Raw genomic sequence first — 16,689 nt, forward strand, 5'->3', positions numbered from 1 at the left:
TGTCGAGCCTACGCGAGCACCGGTGAAGCTAACCGGTGAAGCTAACCGGTGAAGCGGTAGTCGTCGAGATCGAAGCGGCGACTGCGCCAGTAGGCCTGCATGGTCGTCGTCGGGCGTAACGGGACGTCGCCGTTCTTGTCGAAGTAGTAGCTGTTGGCCAGCCGGCAGCTGTCTTGCCAGAAGACCTGGCGGTGCCGGCGGCGCATCACCTCGGCGAAATAGCGGGCGTTGGCTTCCTCGGTCACCTCGACACAGGTCGCGCCGTCTCGTCGGGCCCGCTTCAGGCACCGCAGGATGTGGTGGGTCTGCGCTTCGATCAGCGCGAAATACGACGAACCGACATAGCCGTAGGGGCCGAACACCGTGAAGAAGTTCGGATAGCCGGGAATGCTGACACCCTCGTAAGCCTGAGTCCGGTGTTCGTCCCAGAACCGGCTCAGGGAGTGGCCGCCGCGCCCCATCACCGGATAGGTGAGCACGTCGTCGGTGTCGAGCACCTTGAAGCCGGTCGCCAGGATCAGCACGTCGATCTCGTGGTCGACGCCATCGGTGGTGGCCACCGCCGACGGGGTGATCTTGTCGATCGGTTCGGTGACCAACTGGACGTTGTCGCGGTTGAACGTGGACAGGTAGCTGTTGTGGAAGCCCGGCCGTTTGCAGCCCACCGCGTAACGCGGCGTCAGTTGGTCGCGTACCCTCGGGTCTTCGACTTGCTGGCGCAGATACCGCCGTCCCAGTACCGCGCTCCATCGGGCCAGCGGAAACACCGTGAAGTAGTGCGCCGAGATCGGGAAGGTCGCTTCCACGAAGGCCTGGCTGAGCCACCGCTGCACGGCTTTGCCGCCGGGAATGCGCATCGCCCAGCGGGCCGCCGCCGGTAGCGGCACGTCGAGCTTCGGGAAGCACCAGATTGGCGTTCGCTGAAAAACGATGAGGTGCTTGACAATCGGCGCGATCTCCGGAATGACTTGGACCGCCGACGCGCCGGTGCCGATGATCGCGACGCGCTTACCGGTCAAGTCTTGGCTGTGGTCCCACCGCGCGGTGTGCATGACGATGCCGTCGAACGAGTCCACCCCGTCGATGTCGGGCAGTTTCGGTACGGTCAACACGCCGCTGGCGTTGATCACGAACCTGGCGGTCACCACGCCGCCGGGGTCTGTCTGGATCCGCCACAGACGGTGCTCTTCGTCGTATTCTGCGGCCTGCACCTTGGTGTTGAACCGGATGCGGGACCGGATGGCGTATTTGTCGACGCAGTGTTCGGCGTATGCGCGAAGTTCGCGGCCGGGTGCGTAGGTGCGCGACCAGCGCGGGCTCTGCTCGAACGAGAACTGGTAGGAAAACGACGGAATATCCACGGCGATACCGGGATAGGTGTTCCAGTACCAGGTTCCGCCGACTCCGTCGCCGGCTTCGATCAGCAGGTAATCGTGGAATCCGGCCCGGTCGAGCTCGATCGCCGCGCCGATCCCGGAGAATCCGGCGCCGACGATCAGTATCTGGTAGTCGGGCTTCATGAACGCTCGCTTCCGATGAGGTGCAGCCCGTGCTTGGGTCGCAGGGTCAGTGTCGCCTCAAGCTCGACAGGGTAATGCGGCTCGAGGTCAAAGACAAAGCGCTGACTCATGATTGCCGCGATCAACACCATTTCCATCAGGGCGAAGCTCTGTCCGATGCAGATGCGCCGGCCCCCTCCGAACGGCAGATAGGCCGAGCGGGGACGGTCCCTGGCTCCGCTGCCGAAAAACCGTTGGGGATCGAATTTCTCCGGGTCGGGCCACCAGCGCGGGTCGTGGTGGATGTGGTGGATCGGGATGACGACGGTGGTTCCGCGGCGGATGTGATGCCCGCCGATGACGTCGTCCGCGACGGCCTTGCGGGCGAGAACCCATACCGAGGAGAAGTAGCGCTGCGACTCCTGCAAGCAGGCCGTCGTCCACGGCAGCTTGCCCAGGTGCTCGGCGGTCGGCCGGCTGGTCCCCAGCACGTCGTCGACCTCGGCGAGCATCCGGTCGCGGGCATCGGGGTGCAGCGCCATCAGATACCAGAACCACGACATGGCGTTCGCGGTGGTTTCGTGACCGGCGAGCATGAAGGTCAGCGCCTCGTCGCGGACCCGCTGGCGCGGCCAGGTTCCGTCGTCGGCGCGCAGCAGCACGTTGAGCAGGTCCTCGGAGTCGGTCGGATGCGCCAGTCGCTGGTCGATCACCGCGTTGACCGCGGCGTCGAGCGCCAGCGTGATGTCCTGCATCTCCCGTAACGGCGGCGGCAGGTGGACACCGGAAAAGGTGCACCAGATCAGCGCGTCGTAGACCGGGCGCGGCATCAGCCCCCACAAGCCCAGTCGCTCCAGCTTCTCGGCCCGGCGCAGGCCCCGGGTCGCCAGATCGTTCATGCTGTGGACCAATGGCCCGAAGTCCTGGCTGAACAGGGCATTGGCGACCACGCGCAGGGTTGCCTGGACCATCGTCTCGTGCATGTCGAAGGGTATAGCGCACACAACCCTGGCGGTGACGTCTTCGATCGGGTCGATCATCAGGTCGACGAGATCGTTGAGGTGGCGCCGGGCGAACGTCGGGTTCAGCACGCCGCGGTGCGCGGCCCACGAGTCGCCCTCGTCGGTGAGCAGGTTGATGCCGGCGGCCGCGCGGATGGGCTCGTATTCGTCGGACTTGACGTATTTCAGCCGCGCCTCGTGTAGCACGTGGTCGATATAGCCGGGATGCGTGACGGAAACGAAACGTCTTCCACCACAACGAAATCGGACGATATCGTTGCCGCGCACCCGGCCCAGGAATCCGTCGCCGGCATCGAAGCCTACGGTGAGGGCCTCCCGCGTCATCGTCCAGGTGCTCAGGCGTCTGGCTGGTCTGTTCAGGGGTCGCTCGGCGATCACACTGGCCATGGGGTCACTGTATGGGCGACGTCGGCCGCCGGTAATGAGACTATGGGACAAAGAGTTGGGAATTTAGGACAGATCATGGAACACGTGCAAGCCGAGGTGAGCCACGGGGTCTATGCGACCCGGGTGCTGTGCGAGGTGGCCAACGAGCACGGGGTGCCCACCAGCGATGTGCTTGCCGGCACCGCGATCCGGCAGACGGATCTCGATGATCCCGATGCCGTCATCAGTGCCGGCGACGAGATCCTTGCCGTCCGCCGATTGCTGGCCCGGTTGCCGGAGCATGCCGGCATCGGGGTCGACGTGGGCAGCCGGTTCACGCTCACCCACTTTGGACTGTTCGGTTTTGCGGTGATGTCTTGTGCCACCTTGCGCGAACTCTTCAGCATCGCGATGCGCTACTTCGCGCTGACGATGTTGCACATCGACGTCCGGTTGTTCGAAACGGCCGGAGACTGTTTGCTCGAGCTGGACGCCGGTCACTTGCCGCCCGACGTGCGGCGGTTTTTCATCGAACGTGACATTGCCGGAATCCTGGCCACTACAACGAGTTTCGCGCTGCCGGTGGCGGCGAAGTATGCCGAGCAGGTGTCGGCGGAGGTGGCCGTCGACGAGCGGTTGCTGCGGCCGCTGCTCGAACTGGTGCCGATTCATCACGTCGCGTTCGGCCGGGCCCACAACAGGTTGCACTTTCCGCGTGCCATGTTCGATGAGCCGTTGCCGCAAGCAGATCGGCACACCCTGGAAATGTGTATGGCGCAGTGCGACGTGCTGATGCAGCGCAATGAGCAACGCCGAGGCATCACTGCGCTGGTGCGCACCAAGCTGTTTCGTGATCCCGGACTGTTTCCGACGCTACCCGACATCGCGGCCGAGGTCGGCCTGCATCCGCGCACACTGCGGCGCCGGCTTGCCGAGGAAGGCACGTCTTTTCGCGCCTTGCTGAACGAGGCGCGGTCCACCGTGGCCGTCGACTTGTTGTGCAATGTCGGCCTCACCACCGAAGAGGTGTCCAGGCGGCTGGGCTATACCGAGGTCTCGACGTTCTCGCACGCCTTCAAACGGTGGTACGGCGTGGCACCCAGCGCGTATCCACAGCGAAACTAGGAAGCGGCAGCTAAGCGTGCAACGCCTGCTTCAGCGCAGCCAGCCCGCGGCCGGCGGCCTCGGCCGCGGCGGGCACCACGAGCGCGAAATCGACGTAGCCGTGCACCATGTGGTGTTGCCGCGCAATGGTGCAGGGAGCCGAACAAACGTGGTCATGGGTGTCCACACTGCCGAGCGACCGGCCGCCGTGGTAGAAGACGACCACGGCAAGGCTTCGCCGGTCGCGGTGGGTGGCCAGTAGATCCGAACCGGAATGTCGGTGAGGTCGCCGTAACCAACCGTGCGGTCGTCGATTCGCAATGCCGGCAGCAACTCCGGTGGTCGCTTCCTCGCAGCCAGCCTGGCACGCGCGACGTGCACGCCGTCGGCCGCGCTGAAGGTCGTCGGGAGGGTATCGAGCAGCGTCTGGAGAACGGGGTCGATGCGGGGTCGGGCGAGGGTCGGCTCGATCATGGCCCTACCGCCGTACCGGCGCGGCTACCCGTGCAGCGCCTCGCGCAACGCCGTCAGCCCGCGATCCATCGCGGCGGTGGCTGCCGGTACCACACCGGCGTAGCCGACGTAGCCGTGCACCATCGTCTCGGCGTTGTGCACCTCGACGGGCACGCCGGCGGCGCTCAGCAGCTCGCCATAGCGGATTCCGTCGTCGCGCAGCGGGTCGTATCCGGCGACCCCGATGTAGGCCGGCGGCAGGCCGGCCAGGTTCTCCGCCCGGCCCGGCGCCATTCCCGCCGGCGGGTCGGACAAGTCGATTCCGCCTGCGTACCAACGGGAGAACGCGGCCACCGCCTTGGCGTCCAGGATCTGAGCGGTGGCGTTCTCTTTGAACGACGGCAGGGACTGATCCCACATCGTGGAGGGGTACCACAACAGCTGGAATGCCAGGTTCGGTCCGGCATTGTCACGGGCTTGCTGGGCCATCACCGCGGCGATGGTGCCGCCAGCCGAATCCCCGGCGACGGCCAGCCGGGTGCTGTCGGCGCCGATGCCGGCACCCTGTTCGGCAACCCATAGCGTTGCGGCCCAAGCGTCTTCGACGGCTGCGGGATAGGGATGCTCGGGGGCCAGCCGGTAGTCAACCGACACGATCACCGCGCCGGCGCCCACGGCATGGTGACGGCAGGTGCCGTCGTGGGTGTCGAGATCGCCCATGACGAAGCCGCCGCCGTGGAAGTACAGCACCACCGGCGGGGCACTGCCTTGAGCGGAATCGCTTGGCGGCCAATAGATCCGGATACCGATGCCGCCGCCTGGCCCGTCGATTGACCGGTCTTCGATACGCAACTCGGGGTATACCGGCCGGCGTGGCAAGTCACGCATCCGCTGGCGCATGGCGTCGATTCCGTCGTCGGTCGATAGCCGAAAGGGAACCGCATCCAGTACCTTCAGCAGGATGGGGTCGAGAGCTGGTCGTTCGTCGGCGGTCTGGTCCAAGCTGGGCATGCAGGTACCGTACGCATCGCGTCTGGTGGCCGGCGCTTGGGTGGTGGCCGGGTGGGCGGGTCTGGCTTACGGCGTGTACTTGACCGTGATCGCGATGAGCCGCCCGCCGGGCACCGAGTTGACCGGACACTGGATTCTGCAGCCGCCGTTCAAGGCGTCGATGGCGGTGCTGCTGGCTCTGGCGGCGATTGCGCACCCGATTGCGCGCGAGCGGCGGTGGCTGGTGCCGGCGCTGCTGTTCTCTGCCGCCGGTGACTGGCTGTTGGCCATCCCTTGGTGGACACCGTCATTCGTCTTCGGACTCGGCTCATTCCTGTTGGCGCACCTGTGTTTTCTGGGCGCAATGCTGCCCCTGGCGCTGGGGCGGGCACCGTCGCGTGCGCGCCTGGCCCCGGTGGTGCTGATGTGTGTGGGGGCGATATCGCTGTTGGTCTGGTTCTGGCCGCACCTGGGCCAGGAGAAGCTGACGGTTCCGGTGACCGTCTACATGCTGGCGCTGACGGCGATGGTGTGCACCGCTTTCTTGGCGCGCCTTCCGACGATCTGGACGGCCGTCGGGGCGCTGAGTTTCGCGGTATCGGATTCGATGATCGCCATCAGCCGATTCATCTTGGGCAACGAAGCGCTGGCGGTCCCAATCTGGTGGTCCTACGCCGCCGCCGAAATTCTGATCACCGCCGGGTTCTTCTTCGGGCGGGAAATCCCGGCCGGCGCTGCTGAGCCCGCAGACCGCTAGTCGACTGCTCCTGAGGCGCCGATCAGCGAGAAAAAGGTTGTCTGGCAACATGTCTCGCGGCTCGGACGGTACCCCCATCCAGGTCGAGCCGATCGCTCGAATCCTACCGATGCTGTCGGTACCGCACCTGGATCGCGAGTTCGACTATTTGGTGTCCGCCGAGCAGTCCGACGACGCCCAGCCGGGGGTGCGGGTGCGGGTGCGGTTTCATGGCCGGCTGGTCGACGGGTTCGTGCTGGAGCGCCGCAACGACACCGACCACCAGGGCAAGCTGGGCTGGCTGGATCGGGTGGTGTCGGCCGAACCGGTGCTCACCCCGGAAATCCGCCGGTTGGTCGATGCGGTGGCCGCCCGTTATGCCGGCACCCGGGCCGACGTGTTGCGGCTGGCTATTCCGGCCCGGCACGCGAGGGTGGAACGGGAACCCGGGCTGATCGCCGACCGGCCCGATGTCGACCCGGTCGACCCTGCGGGCTGGCAGGTGTACGGCCGCGGCGGCCAGTTCCTGGCCGCGCTCGCCCAGGCTCGGGCCGCCCGCGCGGTCTGGCAGGTGTTGCCGGGGGAGCGGTGGGCGGATCGCTTCGCCGAGGCCGCCGCGCAGACGGTGCGCGCCGGCCGTGCGGTCCTGGGGATAGTGCCTGATCAGCGCGATCTGGACACGTTGTGGCAGGCCGCGACGGCCCGGATCGACGAGCCCAGCGTGGTGGCTCTGTCGGCCGGCCTGGGACCGGCCGCCCGCTACCGCAGGTGGCTGGCCGCGTTACGCGGCACCGCGCGGCTGGTGATCGGCACCCGGAGCGCGGTGTTCGCGCCGCTGAGCGATCTGGGTCTGGTCATGGTCTGGGCTGACGGCGACGACAGCCTGGCCGAGCCGCGGGCACCTTATCCCCATGCTCGGGAAGTGGCGATGCTGCGTGCCCATCAGGCCCGGTGCGCGGCGCTGATCGGCGGCTACGCGCGAACCGCCGAAGCCCACGCGCTGGTGCGCAGCGGCTGGGCCCACGACATCGTCGCGGCCCGGCCGGTGGTGCGGGCGCGCAGCCCGCGCGTCGTCGCCCTCGATGACAGCGGGTACGCCGAGGAACGCGACCCGGCCGCTCGCACCGCCCGGCTGCCATCCATTGCTCTGCGCGCCGCCCGTTCGGCACTGGCGGCCGCAGCGCCGGTCCTCGTTCAGGTGCCCCGCCGCGGCTATGTGCCGTCACTGGCCTGCGGGCGTTGCCGGGCGATCACCCGCTGCCGGCACTGCACCGGTCCGTTGTCGCTGCAGGAGCGCGGCGGGCCGGGCGCGGTGTGCCGCTGGTGCGGTCGCGCCGAGCCGGCGCTGCGCTGCGCGCGTTGCGGATCGGATGCGGTGCGTGCCGTGGTAATCGGTGCCCGGCGCACCGCCGAGGAGCTCGGCCGGGCCTTCCCGGGAACGGCGGTGATCACCTCGTCGGGCGATGCGGTCGTCCCCGAGGTGGCAACCCGCCCGGCATTGGTGGTCGCGACCCCGGGGGCCGAACCCCGGGCGTCCGGCGGGTACGGCGCGGCGCTGCTGCTGGATACCTGGGCGCTGCTGGGGCGACAGGATCTGCGCGCGGCCGAGGACGCGCTGTGGCGCTGGATGGCGGCGGCGGCGCTGGTGCGTTCGCGGGCTGACGGCGGTGTGGTGATGGTGGTCGCCGAATCATCCATCCCGACCGTGCAATCCCTGGTTCGCTGGGACCCGGTGGGCCACGCCGAGGCCGAGCTGACGGCCCGCAGCGAAGTGGGGCTGCCACCGAGCGTGCACATCGCCGCTCTCGACGGCACCGCCGAGGCGGTCATGGCCTTGCTTGACCAGGCCGGGCTGCCCGACCCCGAACGCTTCCAAGCCGAGTTGCTCGGCCCCGTCGAGCTGCCGCCCGGCGTGCGCCGACCGGCCGGCATCCCCGCCGGAGCACCCGTAACCAGGATGCTGGTGCGAGTTCGCCGCGAGCACGGCCTGGAACTGGCAGCCTGTCTGCGCCGCGCGGTCTCGGTGCTCAGCGCCCGTCAAACCCATGAGCCGGTGCGGGTGCAGATCGACCCGCTGCATATCGGTTAGGTGCCAGGCGACCGGCTAACCCGCGGTCACCGCTTCCGCGCGGTGAGAATCAGGTACTCGCACTCCATCACGCCGTCGGTGAAATATTCGCAGCTGAGTTCGGAGTCCAGCTCGGCGACACGCTCGGTGTCCGCGCCGATGTTGGGGTAGGCGTTGATCGCCGGGCCGTAGTACTCCTGGAAGTACTCGGGGCACCTGTAGGGGTGGTCGAACCGGTCCGCCCGCAGCGATCCGCGCTGCACACGGATATCGCAAACGTGGTCGTTGACCAGCTCGCTGATAAAGTCTTCGCGGCCCCACCACAGCTCCTGGGGCGTCCCCTGCAGCAGGCTGGAGGTTTCGGCAACCGAGTCCAATGATGCCCGCAAGAAAATATGTATCTTGTCAATAATCCATGTTTACGACTATCGGACGCTGTTAGACTTCATTTTGCTGCAGCCCGTGTGAGCGCGACGACGAAGTTGACGACCCGGTGGACCGGGGAAGGGGGCCATGATGTCCACGGAAAACGCGACGGCAGCTGAGGAGTCGGTGGATGCGATCACCGATTCGCTACTGACGGCATCCCGGTTGCTGGTAGCCATCTCGGCTCATTCCATCGCACAGATCGACGAGACGATCACCATCCCGCAGTTCCGGACCCTGGTCATTCTGTCCAATCGAGGGCCGATCAACCTGGCCACTTTGGCGACGTTGCTGGGCGTGCAACCGTCGGCGACCGGCCGGATGGTCGACCGGCTGGTCAGCGCGGGGATGATCGACCGTCAGCCGCACCCGAACTCCCGGCGCGAACTGCTCGCCGTGCTGACCAAACGGGGCCGGGATCTGGTTCGCCGGGTCACCGCGCTTCGGCGCGCCGAGATCGCCCGCATCGTGGAGCAGATGCCGCAGGCCGAACGCCGCGGGTTGGTGCGTGCCCTGACGGCGTTTACCGCCGCCGGCGGCGAACCCGACGCGCACGTCGAAATGGAGCTGTAGCGAGCCGCGGTACCGTGTCGGGCCGGTCGCCCGGCGGCGGATGGCCCGACACGGCCGTGAGCCGACTCAGATCTTGGCCGCGGTGCCGATCAATACCTCCCAATCCATGACGCCGTCGGTCAGATACTCCGCGGCGAGTTCGACCAGCTGAGCGTCGAGCTCGGCGGCCAGCACCGCGTTGTCGCCAATGTTGGCATAGGCCTCGATCGTCGGGCCGTAATGAGTCTTGAAGTAGTCGTGGACGTCCTGCGCGGTGCTGAAACGCGTGACCTTCAACGGCTCGCGACGGGTCTTGACATCGGTGACTCGATCACCCAGCAGGCCGCGGAAGTAGTTTTCCCGGCCCCACAGGGCCGACGGGGGCAACGCCGCCGACAGGCTCGGCCGGTACGGCCGGATGGCGGCCAGCATCCGGCCGAAGAATCCTTCCGGGGTCCAGCTGATCACGCCGATGGTTCCGCCCGGCTTGCAGACCCGGACCAACTCGTCGGCCGAGCACTGGTGATCCGGAGCGAACATGATGCCGATCGCCGAGATCACGGCGTCGAACTCGCCTTCGGCGAACGGCAGGGCTTGCGCGTTGGCTTCCTGGTACTCGAGGGTCAGCCCCAGCTCCGCGGCGCGTGCCTGGGACCGCTGCAGCAGCTCCGGGGTGAGATCGGTGGAAACCACGGTGGCGCCGGCCTTGGCCGCCGGCAGCGAGATGTTGCCGGAACCGGCCGCGACGTCGAGCACCCGCACGCCCGGCCCGATGCCCGCGGCGGCGACCAGGATCGGCCCGAGCGGGGCCATCACCTCCTCGGCCATCAGTGCGTAGTCGCCGAGGGCCCACATCGCCCGGTGCGTGGCCGCGAGTGTCGCGTCTTCGCTGATCGGTGTGTCGATAGTCATGGAGAGCTCCTGAGAAAGAAGGGGACAGGGCTGCGTTACTTCGACTTCGTCGTCGCAGGCGCGGTGGGAAACTCGGGAAGAGATCGTTTCCGTCGGACACAGTATGCATTAGCAAGGTTATAACTGGCTGAGAATTTGGCGGGTCCGGATTGTGGCCCGCGACACGTCGGTGCCGCCGGCCGGCTACCTAGACTATTGCGGTGCGCATCGTTTTCGCGGGCACGCCCGAACCCGCGCTGCCGGCACTGCGTCGCCTCATCGACTCGCCCCGTCACGATGTGGTCGCAGTGCTGACCCGGCCGGACGCCGCATCCGGGCGGCGAGGCAGGCCGGAGCCGTCGCCGGTGGCCCGCGAGGCACTCGATCGCGGCATACCGGTGCTGAGGCCGTCACGGCCCAACTCGCCGGAGTTTGTCGCTGAACTGTCGAAGCTGGCGCCCCAGTGCTGCGCGGTGGTCGCCTACGGGGCGCTCCTGGGCGACGCGCTGCTGGCGATTCCCCCGTACGGGTGGGTGAACCTGCACTTTTCGCTGCTGCCCGCCTGGCGCGGCGCGGCGCCGGTGCAGGCCGCGATTGCCGCCGGGGACACCATCACCGGGGCCACGACGTTCCAGATTGAGCCGAGCCTGGATTCCGGCCCCGTCTACGGGGTGGTCACCGAAGCCATTCGGCCCACCGATACTGCGGGTGATCTGCTTGAGCGCCTTGCCGTTTCGGGTGCAGCCCTGCTGTCTGCCACGCTGGACGGCATTGCCGACCAGACGCTGACACCGCGACCACAGCCGGCCGACGGAGTCAGCCTGGCACCGAAGATCACCGTGGAGCAGGCGCGGGTGCGCTGGGAACTTCCGGCGGCGGTCGTCGAACGCCGAATCCGCGCCGTCACCCCCAACCCCGGCGCCTGGACCCTCATCGGCGACCTGCGGGTCAAGCTCGGACCGGTACAGCTCGACGGCGCACCGAGACCTCCGGAACTGTTGCCGCCCGGCGCTATTCACGTAGACCGCACGACCGTCTGGATCGGCACCGGCTCCGAACCGGTGCGGCTGGGACAGATTCAGCCACCGGGCAAGAAGCCGATGCAGGCGGCCGACTGGGCGCGCGGGGCCCGGCTCGACCCCGGCGCGCGGGCCTCATGACCGCCAGGCCCCAACGTTCCCGAACCGGCGAACGAGGCCGTCGCCGCCGGCCACTGGACCCGGCACGCGCCGCGGCATTCGACGCACTGTGCGCGGTAACCAGCCGGGACGCCTACGCAAACCTGGCCCTGCCCGCGCTGCTACGGGAACGCGGCATCACCGGACGCGACGCTGCCTTCGCCACCGAGCTGACCTACGGCACCTGCCGGACCAGGGGCCTGCTCGACGCGGTCATCGGTGCGGCAGCGGGACGGGCACCGGAGGCGATCGACCCGGTCCTGCTCGACCTGCTCCGGCTGGGCACCTATCAGCTGCTGCGCACCCGAGTCGGCAGCCACGCCGCGGTGTCTACCACGGTCGACCAGGCGGGCATCGAATTCGATTCTGCCCGAGCAGGATTCGTCAACGGTGTGCTGCGAACCATCGCCGGCCGTGACGAGCGGAGCTGGGTGGACGAGCTGGCTCCCGACCCGCGTAGCGACCCGATCGGACATGCGGCCTTCGTGCATGCCCACCCACGGTGGATCGCTCAGGCATTCGCCGACGCCCTGGGCACAGCGGCCGCGGAGCTCGAAGCGGTGCTGGCCAGTGATGACGAACGCCCGCACGTGCACCTGGCGGCTCGCCCCGGGGTACTGACCGCCGCCGAACTCGCCGCCGCAGTGGGCGGCACCGTCGGCCGGTACTCGCCGTACGCGGTGTACCTGCCCGGCGGTGACCCCGCGCGGTTGGCGCCGGTGCGCGACGGTCAAGCCCTGGTCCAGGACGAGGGCAGCCAGCTGGTGGCGCGGGCGCTGACGCTGGCTCCCGTCGACGACGACCGCGGCCGGTGGCTCGATCTGTGCGCCGGACCGGGCGGCAAGACCGCGTTGCTGGCCGGCCTGGGCGGGCAATCAGGGGCCCGGGTGACTGCTGTTGAGCCGTCACCGCAGCGCGCGGGGATGGTGAGGGCCAACACCGCCGGGCTGCCGGTCGCGGTAGTGCAGGCCGACGGTCGCCACAGCGGGCTGGACCCCGGCTTCGACCGGGTGCTGGTCGATGTCCCGTGCACCGGGCTGGGCGCATTGCGCCGCCGTCCGGAGGCGCGCTGGCGGCGTCAACCGGCCGACGTGCCCGCGCTGGCCAAGCTGCAACGTGAGCTGCTGGCTGCCGCGATTGCGCTGGTCCGGCCGGGTGGCGTGGTGCTCTACGCGACCTGCTCACCGCACCTCGCCGAAACCGTGGGGGTGCTGGCCGACGCCCTGCGCCGGCATCCGGTGGCCGCGCTGGACACCCGGCCGTTGTTCGAACCCGTCACCGAAGGGCTCGGTGACGGACCGTACGTTCAGCTGTGGCCACACCGGCACGGCACCGACGCGATGTTCGCTGGCGCGCTGCAACGGCTCGCGTGACGCGCCGGTGCGCGTCGCACGCCGCGCCGCCGGGCTCAGTAGTCTGTCGCTCATGTCTTGCAGCACGGGGGGGCCGATGATTGCGCCGTCGATCCTGGCTGCCGATTTCGCCCGGCTCGCCGACGAAGCAGCCGCGGTGCACGGCGCCGACTGGCTGCATGTCGACGTGATGGACGGTCACTTCGTGCCGAACCTGACGATCGGCCTGCCGGTGGTGGAAAGCCTGCTGGCGGTAAGCCGCATCCCGATGGATTGTCATCTGATGATCGAGAACCCGGACCGGTGGGCTCCGCCGTACGCCGAAGCCGGCGCCCATAACGTCACGTTTCACGCCGAGGCCGCCGACAATCCGGTCGGGGTGGCCCGCGACATCCGGGCAGCGGGCGCCAAAGCCGGTATCAGCGTGAAGCCGGGGACGCCGCTGGATCCGTATCTGGAGATCCTGCCGCACTTCGATACCCTGCTCGTCATGTCGGTGGAGCCCGGCTTCGGCGGCCAGAAGTTCATTCCCGAGGTGTTGAGCAAGGTGCGGACGGTACGCAAGATGGTCGATTCGGGTGAGTTGACGATCCTGATCGAGATCGACGGCGGCGTTAACGCGGACACCATCGAGCAGGCGGCCGAAGCGGGCGTCGACTGCTTCGTTGCCGGATCGGCGGTGTATGGCGCCGATAACCCGGCTACCGCGGTAGAGGCACTTAGGCAACGGGCCAGGGCCGCGTCACACCACCGTGGCCGGTGATCAGCCGATGACTGTCGAGCAGGTCAAGAGCATCGAGGACGCCATGCGCCTCGCCATCGACCAGTCCTACCTGGTCAAGGGCTCGACGTATCCGAACCCCCCCGTCGGGGCGGTGATTGTGGACACCGAGGGCCGGGTCGTCGGCGTCGGCGGTACCCAGCCCACCGGCGGCGACCACGCCGAGGTGGTAGCCCTGCGCCGGGCCGGCGGTTTGGCCGCCGGCGCCATCGCGGTGGTCACCATGGAGCCCTGCAACCACTACGGCAAGACTCCGCCATGCGTGAACGCACTGATCGAAGCCAGGGTGGGCACGGTGATCTATGGCGTAGCCGACCCCAACGGAATCGCGGGGGGCGGTGCCGGGCGGCTGTCGGCAGCGGGCGTGCAAGTGCGCTCCGGGGTGCTGGCCGACCACGTGGCGGCCGGGCCGCTGCGCGAGTGGCTGCACAAGCAACGCACCGGGCTACCGCACGTGACGTGGAAGTACGCCACCAGCGTGGACGGCCGCAGCGCTGCCGCCGACGGCTCCAGCCAGTGGATTTCCAGCGAGGCCGCCCGCGCCGACCTGCATCGCCGGCGCGCGATCGCCGACGCGATCGTGGTCGGCACCGGCACTGTTCTGGCCGACGACCCGGCCCTGACCGCCCGCCTGCCGGACGGGTCTCTGGCACCGAAACAGCCGCTGCGGGTGGTGGTGGGCACCCGTGACATTCCGCCGGAGGCAAAGGTTCTCAACGACGACGCACGGACCATGGTGCTTCGTACCCACGAGCCCGTGGAGGTGCTCAGGGCGCTGTTGGACTACACCGACGTCCTGCTGGAAGGCGGTCCCACGGTCGCCGGGGCTTTCTTGCGGTGCGGGGCGATCAGCCGCATCCTGGCCTATGTCGCGCCCATCCTGCTGGGCGGCCCGGTGACCGCGGTCGACGATGTGGGGGTGTCCAGCATCGCGCACGCGCTGCGCTGGCAATTCGACAGCGTCGAGAAGGTGGGACCGGATCTGCTGCTCAGCCTGATACCGCGTTAGCGGTTCATTGCCGGGGTGCGACGGCCTGGTGCCGGGGTAGTTCCGGCTCCTCGGCGTGCTCCTTGCGACCGCTGACCAACAGGCCCAGCAGCGCTCCGAACACGCAAATCACCACCGTCACCTTGAAGATGTCCCCGTACATCAAGGCGAACGCTTGCCGGTACAGGGCTCCGATCGCGGCGGCGCGCTCGAGCAGCGTGGCGTTGGGCGGGACGGCCGCCGACAGCCCCGCCAATATCTGGTTGAACCGGTACAGCCCCCAGGCGCTCAGCGCGGCCACCCCGATCAACATCCCGGTCATCCGCGCCACCACCACCGCCGCGGAGGCGATGCCATGCTCTGCGGAGGGGACCACCCGCAGGGCCGCCGAGGACAGCGGCCCGATCACCAGTCCGAGCCCCAGCCCGGCGACCAGCAGGTCGGCATGCATCGCGGGCACCGTGAACAAGCCGAAGATGCTGTGGCGATAGGCCAGCAGGTCGACCGGCCAATAGTGCATCAGCCAGTAGCCGCCGGCGGCCACCAGCAGCCCGATGAACGTCATCACACGGTCGCCGGCCCGAGTGGCGACCCACCCGCCCACCACCGCCCCGATCGGCAGGGCAATCAAGAACCACAGCAGCATCCCTGCCGCCTGCGCCTGGTCCATATCCAGCACACCCTGGCCGAACAGCTCCACGTTGACCAGGGTGACCATCAACGCCGCGCCGGCACACACCGATGCGCCCAACGCGGACAGGAACGGCCGGAAATGCACACCGGCCGGTTCGATCAGCCGGGTGCGGGCCATGCGCTCCCAGACGAAGAACAACACCGCGGCCACGACCGCGCCGATCACCAGCGGCAACCCATAGCTCGGTAGCACCTGTTTGCCGTCGGGGTTGGGGTTGTAGAGCCCGATCACCGCCAGACCCAGCGCCGTGGCCAGCAGCAGCCCGCCGATCACGTCAATCCGTTCCGGCTCGGCACTGCGGTCATGGGCGGGCAGGCTGAAGTGGATCATCACCATCGCGATCGCGGTGAGCGGGACGTTGATCCAGAACACATCGCGCCAATCATGGAACAGCCAGACGATGAAGATCCCGTACAGCGGACCGAGCACACTGCCGAGTTCCTGTGCAGCGCCGATGCCGCCGAGCACACCGGCGCGGTTGCGCTGCGCCCACAGATCGGCGCCCAGCGCCAGCGTGATCGGCAGCAGTGCACCGCTGGCAACCCCCTGGACGGTGCGTCCGGCGATCAGCATGTGGAAATCGCCGAAGTGCCCGGCCAGCGCGGTGATCACCGAACCCGCAGCGAAGCCGGCAAGGCTGACCTGCAGCATGAGCTTGCGGCCGAACCGGTCGGAGGCCCGGCCCAGCAGCGGCATCGCGGCAATGTAGCCCAGCAGGTACATCGTGACGATCCAGGTGATCCGCTGCAGCTGGTTTACGGGGATACCGACGCTGTTCATGATGTCGCGCATGATGGTGACCACGACATAGGTGTCGAGGGCACCCAGCAGCACCGCGAGGCTGCCCGCGCTGATCGCTACCCGCCGGCCCGTCTGCGTGCTCATCAGCTCACCGGCGGCTTCGTGACTTGCACCTGCTCGCCCCAATTCGACAAGGTCATCTGGACGGAATTGCCCGAACCCCGATCCAACTTAACCTGGGCCAGCTGGTGGTCGCCGCTCTCCTGGATCCATACGGTGCCCGGCACCGGATCGGTTGCACTGAACGGCGGTGCGATCTGGTTCACCGCGTCCGCCGTGACCTTCCCGCTGATGCGGATGGTGCTCTGTCCGTTGATGGTGTCGCGCCCTTCGGCTTTGGCATTGGTGAAGTTCGCCAGCACGTTGGCCAGCCCGGTGTCAGGGTTCAGGATCTGCGAGGGATCGTAGATGTCGGCGGCCGGACCGAAGTCGCTCCACTTATTGGGTGTGAGGGTGGCGTACAGGATCCCTTCGAAGACGACGAAGTCGGCATCGACATCGGACCCGCCGAGTGTGAGCTTGACGTTTCCTTTGGCGGCAGTGGGATTGGTCGTGAGATCGCCGGTCAGCGTCTTCATCGACAATCCCGGGATCTTGCCGTTCACCGTCAGGACCAGATGTGCACTCTTGACGGTCTTGGTCTTGTCGGTCGCCTGCTTCACCAATGTCGTCGCGTCGGGTAGTGGTCCGCCGCTGTCTTTCTTGCCCGACGAGCAGCCCACGACCACGGTGGTGGCGAGGCTGAGGGCGACGACAACAGCGAAGAGACGTCTGGGGGGTTGCATACC

Annotated in this window: 15 protein-coding genes and 1 pseudogene; 8 read left to right on the plus strand and 8 right to left on the minus strand. The window is 68.0% G+C overall.

All coding sequences use genetic code 11. From position 1 onward, the window contains the following. Positions 1 to 41: 41 nt before the first annotated feature. Positions 42 to 1,520 (minus strand): flavin-containing monooxygenase, encoded by a 1,479-nt coding sequence (locus MKAN_RS25450; protein WP_023373135.1) that lies wholly within the window; start codon positions 1,518 to 1,520, stop codon positions 42 to 44. Next, entirely contained in the window at positions 1,517 to 2,908 is a 1,392-nt protein-coding gene (locus MKAN_RS25455; RefSeq protein ID WP_023373137.1) for a cytochrome P450, read from the minus strand. Before MKAN_RS25455 ends, MKAN_RS25450 begins: the two co-directional genes overlap by 4 nt. A 75-nt stretch (positions 2,909 to 2,983) precedes the next feature. Between MKAN_RS25455 and MKAN_RS25460 the strand changes: the two genes are divergently transcribed. Next, positions 2,984 to 4,012 (plus strand): helix-turn-helix transcriptional regulator, encoded by a 1,029-nt coding sequence (locus MKAN_RS25460; protein WP_023373139.1) that lies wholly within the window; start codon positions 2,984 to 2,986, stop codon positions 4,010 to 4,012. Between the two features lie 136 nt (positions 4,013 to 4,148). Here the strand turns inward: MKAN_RS25460 and MKAN_RS30825 are convergent. After that, positions 4,149 to 4,465: pseudogene (locus MKAN_RS30825) on the minus strand (alpha/beta hydrolase); the annotation flags it as partial. Between the two features lie 24 nt (positions 4,466 to 4,489). Next, the gene (locus MKAN_RS25470; protein WP_023373145.1) at positions 4,490 to 5,455 is read right to left on the minus strand and encodes an alpha/beta hydrolase; all 966 of its coding nucleotides are present in this window, start codon (positions 5,453 to 5,455) and stop codon (positions 4,490 to 4,492) included. Here MKAN_RS25470 and MKAN_RS25475 point away from each other — a divergent pair. Together MKAN_RS25475 and MKAN_RS25480 are read left to right on the plus strand one after the other, a co-directional pair. After that, on the plus strand, positions 5,454 to 6,191 hold the full coding sequence (locus MKAN_RS25475; RefSeq protein WP_023373148.1) for a lysoplasmalogenase: 738 nt from the start codon (positions 5,454 to 5,456) through the stop codon (positions 6,189 to 6,191). The two genes, MKAN_RS25470 and MKAN_RS25475, sit on opposite strands and share 2 nt — an antisense overlap. A 49-nt stretch (positions 6,192 to 6,240) precedes the next feature. After that, positions 6,241 to 8,259: a primosomal protein N' gene (locus MKAN_RS25480; protein WP_023373150.1), complete on the plus strand. Its 2,019-nt coding sequence runs from the start codon at positions 6,241 to 6,243 to the stop codon at positions 8,257 to 8,259. 26 nt (positions 8,260 to 8,285) lie between these two features. On the opposite strand, the gene MKAN_RS25485 is transcribed toward MKAN_RS25480, so the two are convergent. Then, positions 8,286 to 8,627, minus strand: a complete 342-nt coding sequence (locus MKAN_RS25485) for a hypothetical protein (RefSeq protein WP_129111890.1) — start codon at positions 8,625 to 8,627, stop codon at positions 8,286 to 8,288. Positions 8,628 to 8,751: 124 nt separating this feature from the next. On the opposite strand from MKAN_RS25485, the gene MKAN_RS25490 reads away from it, so the two are divergent. Next, positions 8,752 to 9,237 carry a MarR family transcriptional regulator gene (locus tag MKAN_RS25490; protein WP_023373154.1) on the plus strand — a complete coding sequence of 162 codons (486 nt, stop codon included), beginning with the start codon at positions 8,752 to 8,754 and terminating at the stop codon, positions 9,235 to 9,237. 66 nt (positions 9,238 to 9,303) lie between these two features. Here MKAN_RS25490 and MKAN_RS25495 read toward each other — a convergent pair whose 3' ends face one another. Further along, positions 9,304 to 10,128: a class I SAM-dependent methyltransferase gene (locus MKAN_RS25495; RefSeq protein WP_023373156.1), complete on the minus strand. Its 825-nt coding sequence runs from the start codon at positions 10,126 to 10,128 to the stop codon at positions 9,304 to 9,306. 200 nt (positions 10,129 to 10,328) lie between these two features. On the opposite strand from MKAN_RS25495, the gene fmt reads away from it, so the two are divergent. Genes fmt through ribD form a run of 4 tightly spaced genes read left to right on the plus strand, consistent with a single transcriptional unit; the run spans position 10,329 to position 14,427 of the window. Continuing rightward, complete coding sequence (gene fmt, locus MKAN_RS25500; protein ID WP_023373158.1) at positions 10,329 to 11,267, plus strand: methionyl-tRNA formyltransferase; 939 nt, start codon at positions 10,329 to 10,331, stop codon at positions 11,265 to 11,267. Beyond that, positions 11,264 to 12,658, plus strand: a complete 1,395-nt coding sequence (locus tag MKAN_RS25505; RefSeq protein ID WP_023373160.1) for an RsmB/NOP family class I SAM-dependent RNA methyltransferase — start codon at positions 11,264 to 11,266, stop codon at positions 12,656 to 12,658. The genes fmt and MKAN_RS25505 overlap by 4 nt, the downstream gene beginning before the upstream one ends. Positions 12,659 to 12,701: 43 nt before the next feature. Continuing rightward, the gene (rpe, locus tag MKAN_RS25510; protein WP_099185120.1) at positions 12,702 to 13,400 is read left to right on the plus strand and encodes a ribulose-phosphate 3-epimerase; all 699 of its coding nucleotides are present in this window, start codon (positions 12,702 to 12,704) and stop codon (positions 13,398 to 13,400) included. 7 nt (positions 13,401 to 13,407) lie between these two features. Continuing rightward, on the plus strand, positions 13,408 to 14,427 hold the full coding sequence (gene ribD, locus MKAN_RS25515; protein WP_036392191.1) for a bifunctional diaminohydroxyphosphoribosylaminopyrimidine deaminase/5-amino-6-(5-phosphoribosylamino)uracil reductase RibD: 1,020 nt from the start codon (positions 13,408 to 13,410) through the stop codon (positions 14,425 to 14,427). Positions 14,428 to 14,431: 4 nt separating this feature from the next. On the opposite strand, the gene MKAN_RS25520 is transcribed toward ribD, so the two are convergent. Next, positions 14,432 to 15,985 carry an MFS transporter gene (locus MKAN_RS25520; protein WP_023373166.1) on the minus strand — a complete coding sequence of 518 codons (1,554 nt, stop codon included), beginning with the start codon at positions 15,983 to 15,985 and terminating at the stop codon, positions 14,432 to 14,434. Beyond that, positions 15,985 to 16,686, minus strand: a complete 702-nt coding sequence (locus tag MKAN_RS25525) for an LppX_LprAFG lipoprotein (protein WP_036392193.1) — start codon at positions 16,684 to 16,686, stop codon at positions 15,985 to 15,987. Before MKAN_RS25525 ends, MKAN_RS25520 begins: the two co-directional genes overlap by 1 nt. Between the last annotated feature and the right edge of the window lie 3 nt (positions 16,687 to 16,689).

The organism is Mycobacterium kansasii ATCC 12478 (genome assembly GCF_000157895.3).
Taxonomy (GTDB): domain Bacteria; phylum Actinomycetota; class Actinomycetes; order Mycobacteriales; family Mycobacteriaceae; genus Mycobacterium; species Mycobacterium kansasii.

Bases quoted from the DNA above. Each gene is read 5' to 3' on its own strand.
- MKAN_RS25450 (WP_023373135.1), bottom strand. From the start codon at position 1,520: ATGAAGCCCGACTACCAGATACTGATCGTCGGCGCCGGATTCTCCGGG.
- MKAN_RS25455 (WP_023373137.1), bottom strand. From the start codon at position 2,908: ATGGCCAGTGTGATCGCCGAGCGACCCCTGAACAGACCAGCCAGACGC.
- MKAN_RS25460 (WP_023373139.1), top strand. From the start codon at position 2,984: ATGGAACACGTGCAAGCCGAGGTGAGCCACGGGGTCTATGCGACCCGG.
- MKAN_RS25475 (WP_023373148.1), top strand. From the start codon at position 5,454: ATGCAGGTACCGTACGCATCGCGTCTGGTGGCCGGCGCTTGGGTGGTG.
- MKAN_RS25470 (WP_023373145.1), bottom strand. From the start codon at position 5,455: ATGCCCAGCTTGGACCAGACCGCCGACGAACGACCAGCTCTCGACCCC.
- MKAN_RS25480 (WP_023373150.1), top strand. From the start codon at position 6,241: ATGTCTCGCGGCTCGGACGGTACCCCCATCCAGGTCGAGCCGATCGCT.
- MKAN_RS25490 (WP_023373154.1), top strand. From the start codon at position 8,752: ATGATGTCCACGGAAAACGCGACGGCAGCTGAGGAGTCGGTGGATGCG.
- MKAN_RS25495 (WP_023373156.1), bottom strand. From the start codon at position 10,128: ATGACTATCGACACACCGATCAGCGAAGACGCGACACTCGCGGCCACG.
- MKAN_RS25505 (WP_023373160.1), top strand. From the start codon at position 11,264: ATGACCGCCAGGCCCCAACGTTCCCGAACCGGCGAACGAGGCCGTCGC.
- ribD (WP_036392191.1), top strand. From the start codon at position 13,408: ATGACTGTCGAGCAGGTCAAGAGCATCGAGGACGCCATGCGCCTCGCC.
- MKAN_RS25520 (WP_023373166.1), bottom strand. From the start codon at position 15,985: ATGAGCACGCAGACGGGCCGGCGGGTAGCGATCAGCGCGGGCAGCCTC.
- MKAN_RS25525 (WP_036392193.1), bottom strand. From the start codon at position 16,686: ATGCAACCCCCCAGACGTCTCTTCGCTGTTGTCGTCGCCCTCAGCCTC.